This window comes from Bradyrhizobium tropiciagri (assembly GCF_001189845.1).
GTDB lineage: Bacteria > Pseudomonadota > Alphaproteobacteria > Rhizobiales > Xanthobacteraceae > Bradyrhizobium > Bradyrhizobium tropiciagri.
The window spans coordinates 1-9,811 of record NZ_LFLZ01000139.1; the positions used below are offsets into that span (position 1 = coordinate 1).

The window sequence follows — 9,811 nt, forward strand, 5'->3', positions numbered from 1 at the left end:
CTTCTCACCGACAATGGGACCCAGTTCACTTTCCCACCGCGCTATGCGGTCGGCTCGACGGCAAGGTACATGACACACATGTTCGATATGCGCTGCCGAGAGAACGGGATCGAACATCGGCTGACCAAGATCAAGCATCCCTGGCCAATCGCCAGGTCGAGCGCATGAACCGGACCATCAAGGAAGCGACCGTCCAACGCTATCACTACGATCGACACCATCAGCTCGACGCTCACCTTGCCGACTTCATCAGCGCCTACAACTACGCCAGACAGCTGAAAACCCTGAAGGGCCTCACGCCTTACGAATACATCTGCAAATGCTGGACTTCCCAGCCTGAACGATTCAAACTCAATCCGCTCCAGAAAATGCCGGGACTAAACACCAAGTGGTAACCAGAGCTCGCCAGCGAGTTGGGATCGGGCATTAGCCTATGAGCGACTTGACGCCGAAGCCGAAGGCGTGTCCCGCGATGTTCGCGCAGCCGATCAGTCAATTGCGACTCGCTGGAGATAGTTGATCCCGCTTAATTCTTGCATCGTCACGATCGGTGTCGTGAAGGTTCAGCGTCGCTCGCGCACCGAGCCTTCCTGGACGACGGATGCCACAAGCGCTCCGTCGGCCCTGAAGATCAAGCCACGCGTTAGGCCGCGTCCGGCCTGCGCGCTCGGCGAATCTTTAGCGCAGAGCAGCCATTCGTCAGCGCGGAACGGGCGGTGAAACCACATTGCGTGGTCGAGGCTTCCCGACATAATGCGCCCATCAAACAGGGTACGTCCGTAGCGCGCCATGACAGCATCGAGCAGCGAAAAATCGGATGCATAGGCCAGCGCGCAGATGTGCAGCGCCGGATCGTCGGGCAGACGCGTAGCGGCTCTGATCCAGATGTGAATACGGCCATCTTTGATCTTCTGACCAAGATAGCGGCTGATCTCGACTGGGCGCAACTCAATCGGACGATCGGACTCGTAATAGCGACGGATGGTTTCCGGCAACTCGAGAAACATGGATTTCTTAGAGAATTTTTCCGCCGTGAAGTTTTCCGGCGGCGGCACGTCTGGCATATTGTCCTGGTGATCGAACACACCTTGCTCCTCGGCATGAAACGAAATCATGATTGCGAAAACCGCATTGCCACGTTGGATCGCAGTGACGCGACGTATCGAATAAGTTTTTCCATCACGCAGCCGTTCGACATGATAGATGATCGGCAGCCGGGGATCACCGGGCAAGATGAAATAGCAATGCAGCGAATGAGGCAGCCGGCCCTCCACTGTGCGGCACGCCGCCACGCTTGCCTGGGCTATCACGTGGCCGCCGAACACTCGTGGCGAGCTGGCGTTAGTACTGTTACCACGAAATATGTTTGCCTCGATCGGTTCGATATCCAGAATGCTCATCATATCCACTAAGCTATTAATCATATTGCGCCTTTTGTTATCTGAATCCGAAGACTTGCGTCGATTTTCGGGCCGACCGTGGCGGTATCGCCTTTCTGCCCCCATCTTTTCTGCATCTGCTTTGTCTCGCGCGCACAGCTAATCTCAACTAGCCGAACAGCACGTCAATTGTGCGGCGTCTGACTCTGCCGACCCTTGTGCCGGATGTTTAGCTAGTGGCACTTCAACTCCTGGCGCTTGTCTGCAGCACTTGACGGGCTCAGCCGCGCTCCCGAACCAAGCCCTCCTGTGCGACCGAGGCCACGAGCTTGCCGTCGGATTTGAAGATCAACCCGCGCGCGAAGCCCCGTTCATGTTTTGCGCTCGGCGAATCGCAGGTGTAGAGTAGCCACTCATCAGCGCGAAAGGGGCGATGAAACCACATCGCATGATCAAGGCTTGTCCGCATCAAACGCGCGGAAAACAGCGTGCAGTCATGGCGTGCGATCACGGCGTCGAGCGGCGCTAAGTCTGAGGCATAGGCCAATGCGCACGTATGTAGCGCCGGATCGTCGGGTAACCTCGCGGCCGTCTTGATCCATACCTGGATTCGCCCGTCGTCAATCTTTCGACCGAGATCGGAATCGATATCGACCGGACGCAATTTGATCCCATAGTAGTGGCGGATGAACTCTGGTGTTTCGGGAAACATCGGCTGCATGGACCAATCGTCCGCGATGAGTTCTTCCAACTGCGGCACGCTCGGTATCTTATCCTGATGGTCGATGATGCCCTGCTCTCCCGAATGAAAAGACATCATCATCGAGAGGATTGCGTTGCCGTGCTGGATCGCCGTGACGCATCGCGTCGAATAGCTCCTGCCGTCCCGCAGGGGCTCGACCTGGTACATAATCGGCGACTTGGGATCGCCAGGCAGGATGAAATAGCAGTGTAACGAATGCGGGAGCCAGGATTCCACCGTGCGGCATGCCGCGACCATCGCCTGCCCGATCATTTGCCCGCCGAACACCCGTCGCGACCGGGTGTTCGAACAGTTGCCACGAAACAAGTTCACCTCGATCGGTTCGAGGTCGAAAATGGCCAGCAGGTCGATCGGGCCTTTAGACATTGACGCGCCTTCGGTTTCTTCGCTCACGTGGGTGCGGAACAGCCATAGGCCACCTTCTTGCGATCACGCGGTTTCGGCTGCCTCGACCGTGCACGAGTGCAGTGACGGTGGTGTTCTTGGCGCGGCCGGTCCTACGTGATTGATCTGGAAAATCGAGAGTTTTGCCTCCCTAGGTTGCAAACTGCGGTAGCCGCAACATGGCTGTAGATCCTCCCTTGCAAGCGATGTGCCGAAAAGCCGCTGTGCGAGCCGATGTTTGAAGGGAAAAACAGTTCTATTTGCTTAGCGCGCCCATGGATGTGTCCGCCTTAGCGTCCGGCTCCGGACATCGATGTTTCAACCAGACGCGGGTGAAAACGACAATAACAGCGTAAGAGAAGACAACGTTTGGTCGCAAGCGTTAGTAACCTTCCAACTTGTCCGTTCACCATTCAACTCAATTTGTTTTCAATCTTGTCTTTTTGATTTTAGGAAAGTCGCGCTTGGGCCCTTGTAGCTTGGCAGGGTAGTGGCGAGCCGCGAGCATGGTCTGCTCTATGACGTGATTACGAACAATGGCGCTTTCGAGCTCGCGGTAAGTATCACGACGACCGATTCGACGCCTCAACAAGTCCGGCGAAATGGGTGACGAACCGTCACTAGCCGTTGACTGAGGTACCACAAGTAACGTCCTCGCTGGAAACTGTCGAACATGTTGAAGGCGGGTTTGGATCGCGGCGGTCTACGTATCGCGACGTTTGTGCTTTGATGCCGACATATTCGATTCCCAGACCTTTAGGAGAAACTACTGGTTCATCTGACAAAGCGGAACGTCGTGAATAGGTCACCTCGAAGAAACCGGTCCTGGCCATCGAAATGGCCGAAATACGCCACTCCCTTTTTCAAGTTCGACAAGTAATCAACCGTGTGCCAGGTCAATGCTAGTCATCACGCGAAGGAAGCCGTCCGGAGGTACTTAAGCAGCGACGGATGCGCGATCTGACCACCCCATGAGCAATTGGCACTTGACAGCCATTTCATCCTTTCGGCGAACCGCGGATAGGCGAGGCGAAGGCGACTGGCTCAGCGTGCTCGGTCCTCAGTGCAAGTGTGTCGCGCGAATCATGAGCTCAATGGCGAGCCATCGGCCGGCGCGCTCCAAGCAATCCGCCACGTGCCATGTCTGACACTTCAGCGCACAGCAAATTTCGCCAGTGCTTTGCGGTCGACCTCAATACCGAGACCCGAACCGCTAGGGACGCGGACGACGCCGCGGACGTGCTCGATCGGCTCTGCGAGCACAGCCTGCCGTATAGGATCCTCGGTCCGATCGAGTTCCAGGACGGGCGCTATGGGCCTAAGCGAGGGCGGCGTGTGCGGAGGCAAAACAGCAAGCAGATGCAGGGACGCTGCAATCGCAACACCAGTACCGCTAACATGAGGAATATAGCGGATGCCGAACGTTTCCGCCATGTCGGCGATCTTCTTGCATTCTGACAGGCCGCCTGCCCCCCCGGTGTCCGGCTGTGCGACATCAAGTGCGCGCGAGACGAACAGGTCGCGAAAGCCGAAGCGGGTGAATTCACATTCTCCCCCGGCGATCGGTATCGAAAGCGCCGCCTTCACCGCTCTATACCCGGCGATATCCTCTGGTCGCACCGGCTCCTCAAACCAGGATATGTCGTGCTGCTCGATTAGTCGGCCGAGACGAACCGCAGCGATAACGTCGTAGGCTGGTTCGCATCGACCATCAGCGCCACATCTGGCCCGACAGCATCACGCACGGCGCGCACGATCGTGGCATCCTCTTCCACTCCAAAGCCAACCTTAAGCTTCAGCGCAGAGAACCCTTTGGCGGCATAGTCTGCGGCCTCCTCAGGAAGATAGCGCATTGGATCGCCGGAATTGCGCCTATGCAACCCGCTGGCATAGGTAGCAACCTCGGTGCGCTGCGCCCCGCCCAGAAGCTGATGGACGGGAACGCCAAAATACTTACCCTTGACATCCCACAGTGCAATATCGATGCCGCTCAAGCCTTGAATCGACACGCCCTTGTGTCCATGATCGCGCAAGCGTGCAGAAATCATCTGCCAAATAGAACCGGTGAGCAGCGGGTCCTGGCCAATCAGCCATGGCGAGATGCTATCGACCATCGCGGCAGTCATTCGCGCCGGACCATAACATTCTCCCCAACCGGTAATCCCTTTGTCGGTTTCGACTTCGACGAGCATGGCCGTTCGGGTGTCATACCAACCGCGCGAAAAAGCAAAGGATTGCGAAAGCCGTGCTTGAAGCACATGGGTGTGGAGGGCTGTGATCTTCATCGGATATCCGGCTAGTCCATTACTCTTGCGGTAAGTTCGTGCGCTACTTCGAACGGGCTTCGTAGCCGATGACCCTGTATCCAGTTAACAGATAACGCTCGTTGCCACGCGCACATTGCCCGGCCACCTGTCCGCCTATGCGTTCCATTGGCTTGCGGAAGCGTTCAATGTGACTATCGGGCATCAGGTCCACCAGAGCACAAGATCCGGCCGTGCAAACCCGAAGAAGCAATTCAGCAGAAGGCGATCTCTCTTACCTGATTGCCCGGTGACGCCGTGAATGAAACCGCCGTCGATCAAAGCGATATCGCCTGCCTTGAGCTCGAAGTCATGACAAGGAATGCCGTCAAGATAGCGCGTCGAGTAGGGATATCCTGTCGTCTCCACGCCCTGAGACTGTCGGTCAATCACCGTCGGCTTATGACTCCAGACGCGCAGATTACCTCCCTGCTCGGGCATGTTGGGATAGAAGTTGGCAGCGACTACGGTGTTGCGCCCCACCGCTGGAAGCTCATAATCGCTTCCGGCACACAGGACTTGAGCGACGTCGTCGTGAGGTTCCAAAGCGTAGGGACCAGTACCGGACCAACGGAGACCGCGACAAACATTAGCTTGACCGTACGCCGAACGGGTCGGCCGCAGTTCGACGCCTTGATTGTGGAGCTCTCGCTTCAACGCATCGAATAATCCGCGGACCGGATCAACTAAATTGTCGAAAATGGCGTCAACGAACGGTCTCGCGCTTTCCGCCTCTGCAAAATAGGTGGCCGCATCTTTCTGGTAGTGGGATGCGCCGATATAATGTCCGGGAACGCCATCTTTGCGCTCCTTGAGGCCGGGGTTGCGAGCGAAGTTCCCGGTGATCTCATTGGCGAGCTCGATACTGAAGGCTTGTCGGATGTGCACGGCGGTGATCTCACCTCTTAGGACTGAGATAATCTCCGCAGTGCTGATCGTCCCAATTCGCTCTTTGACCGAAATAGGCGAGATGGCTGGCGGTGCTTTAGATACTTGGGCAGTCACCATTGGTTTGCTCCTGTAGTGCGTTATTAAGAATTGCGACGGCGCGGTCGAGTTCGTCATCGGTGATCGTTATCGGCGGGAGGACCTTGATGACGTCACGACTTGGCCCTGACGATTCGATGAGCAGTCCGTTCTGGAACGCAAGATCGTGCACACGGCCGACTATGTTCTGTGAACGACACTTGAGGCCGGCCATCAGACCACGGCCACGCTTTTCTTCGATGCAACTGGGAAACTTTGCCACAAGCCGATCAAGATGCTCTTGCAACTTGCCCGTTGTCAGCGCGACACCCGCAATAAACTGCCTGTCGGACCACAGTTTGCACATGGCCGCTGCAGTCACGAAAGCGAGATTGTTGCCTCTGAAGGTGCCGCTATGTTCGCCAGGATTCCATATATCTATGCCGGGCCGAATCAATACCATGGACAACGGATTACCCGAACCGCTCAGGGATTTCGAAAGGCACACGATGTCGGGCTCGACTTTTGCGAACTCAAATGAGAAGAAATCGCCCGTTCGTCCTGCACCTGCCTGAATATCGTCGATAATCAAAACAACGCCGTGCTTGCGGCAAATGCGCTGAATTTCCTTGAGCCAAGCTGCAGATGCGGTGTTCATCCCGCCTTCTGCCTGGATGGTCTCCAGAATGATTGCGGCCGGCTTTTCTATGCCGCTTCCTGGGTCCCCTATTATCCAGTCTATGTAGCTTGCGGAATCAAAAGTGTGGTTCGGATAACCGTCATAAGGGATGCGGATAACATCGTGGCGAGCAACTCCGCCCAGCTCCCTCGTCGAGGCCGACCCCGATACTGCAAGCGCCCCGAGCGACATGCCATGGAACGCATTTGTGAAGGCCATAACGCTCGGCCGGCCGGTATATTTCCGCGCCAGCGCCAATGCTGCTTCGTTAGCATTTGTCCCGGTTGGCCCAGGAAATTGTAACTTGTAAGAAAGTCCTCTCGGTTTCAGGATCGAATCGACAAACACCTCAATGAAGGCACGCTTTGCGGCAGTGTACATATCAAGCGACAAGAGAATGTTCCCGCCTGCGAGATATTCGATAGCGGGCGCGATAATATTCGGATTGTTGTGTCCGTAGTTGAGGGCACCCGACCCAACGAAGAAATCAATATAAGTCTTACCAGCCTCGTCCAGGATTGTCGCTCCAAGGGCTTTCGTAAAGACCGTTGGAAACGAGCGCCCGTAGCGACGAACGTTCGATTCATGAGCCGCGAAAACATCGGTGTTCATTTTAGAAGTCCATATTTATTTAGCCACATGAGAAAACAATTACATGCCCCTGGTCGGCAATGAACGCTATTACCAACACGCCGAGCATGAGCCCGTGGTGGGTGTTCCATTCATTTTCTTGTCGAACCAGCTGTGGCCTGTCGTTACGAAGGCCATTTCTCATATCGACTGCATCAGGCCGATCAGCGGCTGCCGATTTGCGAGGGCCGATACCGCTTGAGGAATCGGGGCGCAGGTACGATTGAGATTGGTTCGGCCCTACCCAAGGAGATTGCCCCCGCAACCGTGTTTCTGAACGGACCTGTGACTCTGAGGTTTCGACAGTTGGCTCGCAGAGGGCCGCGTCAGCCGCTCCACCCATCCTGCTCTCCTTCGTAGAGAAGTTGTTCATCGAACGGACACGCTGCTCTCAGGCTGCGCATAACGCTAGGACCTGGAGTCCGCACGTCCTGCCCGAGCCTCATATTGGGTGACACATGTCCTCACCACGCCCCGCGTTAATTTACTTGAGTGAAACGAACAAAAAAGCTACTAAGACCGGTAGTGTATGTGATCCGGCGCCGTCTAAATCCTGCTGTACGCAGGCGTCCACTTCGGAAAGCGAAGACCTTCCAGTGAGCGAAACGAAAGCCTCGCTCTTCCACGGGGCGGCGGGAGCGGTAGATCCTTTTCCGCGTCGCCGAGGACGTAGAGCGCCAAAGGCACTGCCGATGATTGTCTCAGGTGCGTTGTAGCGCTGAACTCGACCACGTGCGGTCGATCTCGTGAAAAGCGTGGGAGCTCCGCCAAAAAAACTAGGACGCCAGCACCGTCTGTCCATTCTTGACGACGGTAACTTGCCTGTCTCGTACATGGCCTTCAAACGAAATCGAGTTTCCGTCCCTCCAGAGATAGACCGTAAGGATCTCACCCGGAAACACCGGTGCAGACAATCGAACACGATGACGCTGGAAGGCAGAAGGATCGTAGTCCGCGTAGGTCTGCAGCACTGCTCTGCAGGTCAGTCCGTAAGTACACATTCCATGGAGAATTGGCTTAGGAAAGCCAGCCCGACGCGCGAAGTCAGGATCGCTATGCAAGGGATTTCTGTCACCTGACAGCCGATAGATCAACGCCTGATCGGGACGAATCGGTATTTCAATCGATCTGTCCGGCGCTCGATCGGGGACTTGGTGCGGCTCGGGCATTCCCTCCGAAGATCCACCAAAGCCGCCGTCGCCCCTCGCAAACGTCGAAGATATGATAGTGACGATCTTGTTCCCCTCGCCATCTCTGACGATGACTTCGTTCTGTATGATCGCACCCTTGTCCTTGCCCTTGTCATACACGCCGCGCACACGTGCGTCCGCCGTCACGCTAGCTGCGACAGGGATCTCCTTGTGAAATGTGATGTCGCGTTCGCCATCGACGACCCTGACGCGATTTAGGTCGATGACTCCAGGTCTCGCCCCCCAGACGCAGACCGACGCAAAGGTTGGAACCACTTTCAACGTCGCCGGCGCTGAGAATGCCTCGTTGACAAAGTGCAGCTCCTTTTCGTTCGACGGATCGGAGCCCATGCCAATACCGAGCGCATAGAGCATTACCTCGCGATCACTCCACGAATATGGGACGGCTTCGGTCTTGAGATTGAGTACCGCAGGATAATCGATTGGCACCGGTCACCTTTTCCCTTGCTCTATTACTGTTCAACGTCAAGTCGGCACAGTAAGCTAGCGAATGTCCGCCCTTGATCAACTCGACCTAAATTTCGACTCCCCGTGAACGCGTCGGGTTTCTTACACGTTGTTGCGCTCCTTGCATTTGGAGCTATACGGACGCGACCGCAGTTGATAGCCGACTGAGATCAGCGGCGATCTGCTCACTAATCGCTGGCGATTGCTTGCTCGCGAGATGCGCCCTCCCCGGCACAACATGCACGGACTTGAGACAGGCACATCGACTTATGACGTCTCAAGTTCTATACCCCCAAAGGCAGATGGTCGACTGTTGATGATGGGTGCCTGCCGAACGGCAGGCGTTGGTTCTGGCATTAGAGTCTGTGGCAATAAACTATTCCGCTCATGGCCCGCCTGCCCGTTTTGCAACTGCATGGTGTTCTCGCAGACGGAACGCGTCGCTCTGTTTGAGTATCGACTTATACGCGGCACGTCATTGATTTTTGCCAACTCTAGTAGCAATGGCCGTGCCAATGCGAGCGCGATGCATCAAGCTTCTGACTACAACAAGAAGTTTTTTTTGATAGATCGCACCGCAAACCCTATCGTACCGTTGTCAGAAACGTAACAAGGAACGCCGTTTCTGCGACAGGCAGTCCTGGCGATTGTCGCCGTCGGCTATATGAAAGCACTCTGATTACCACATTGCCCGGTCTGCAGAATGCTCAATTAAGGGCTCCAATTCGCTCGAGCCCGATCGGCGCGACGCTCTAAACGAAGGCGACGCACACGAGTCGGAGTGAAGGCAATCACCATGCACATCACGACTAGATCCCGCACAACGTTTGTGACGTGGGCAAACTTAGCTAGTGTCCCGAGTCACAAGTTCGCAATCGTAGATTCGCGATAGATTCGCGTCGCTGTGCCAGAGATGGCGGCTGTAACAGCGACGGAGGATCTGATGGCGGCCCAGCCACTTGCGCCCCTGATATTGAGCGATGATGAGCGAGCCGAACTTAAGTCGCTGACGATGCGGCGGAAGACGGCGCAGGCGCTGGCCCTGAGGA

5 protein-coding genes and 2 pseudogenes are annotated in these 9,811 nt (G+C 56.0%); 1 reads left to right on the plus strand and 6 read right to left on the minus strand.

Going from position 1 to position 9,811, the window contains the following annotated elements; all coding sequences use genetic code 11:
- Positions 1 to 395, plus strand: a pseudogene (locus tag AKN84_RS43645) (integrase core domain-containing protein); the annotation flags it as partial.
- Between the two features lie 168 nt (positions 396 to 563).
- On the opposite strand, the gene AKN84_RS43650 reads toward AKN84_RS43645, so the two are convergent.
- The 6 genes and pseudogenes from AKN84_RS43650 to AKN84_RS43675 form a co-directional block, all read right to left on the minus strand.
- Complete coding sequence (locus tag AKN84_RS43650; RefSeq protein WP_050426500.1) at positions 564 to 1,424, minus strand: acyl-CoA thioesterase; 861 nt, start codon at positions 1,422 to 1,424, stop codon at positions 564 to 566.
- Positions 1,425 to 1,659: 235 nt separating this feature from the next.
- Positions 1,660 to 2,508, minus strand: coding sequence for an acyl-CoA thioesterase (locus AKN84_RS43655; protein WP_050426504.1), 849 nt, complete (start codon positions 2,506 to 2,508; stop codon positions 1,660 to 1,662).
- Positions 2,509 to 3,678: 1,170 nt separating this feature from the next.
- A pseudogene (locus AKN84_RS50950) lies at positions 3,679 to 4,811 on the minus strand (mandelate racemase/muconate lactonizing enzyme family protein).
- Between the two features lie 183 nt (positions 4,812 to 4,994).
- On the minus strand, positions 4,995 to 5,837 hold the full coding sequence (locus AKN84_RS43665) for a 2OG-Fe(II)-dependent halogenase WelO5 family protein (RefSeq protein ID WP_050426501.1): 843 nt from the start codon (positions 5,835 to 5,837) through the stop codon (positions 4,995 to 4,997).
- On the minus strand, positions 5,815 to 7,086 hold the full coding sequence (gene ectB, locus AKN84_RS43670; protein WP_050426502.1) for a diaminobutyrate--2-oxoglutarate transaminase: 1,272 nt from the start codon (positions 7,084 to 7,086) through the stop codon (positions 5,815 to 5,817). The genes AKN84_RS43665 and ectB overlap by 23 nt, the downstream gene beginning before the upstream one ends.
- Positions 7,087 to 7,880: 794 nt before the next feature.
- Positions 7,881 to 8,744 (minus strand): MaoC family dehydratase, encoded by an 864-nt coding sequence (locus tag AKN84_RS43675; protein ID WP_050426503.1) that lies wholly within the window; start codon positions 8,742 to 8,744, stop codon positions 7,881 to 7,883.
- Between the last annotated feature and the right edge of the window lie 1,067 nt (positions 8,745 to 9,811).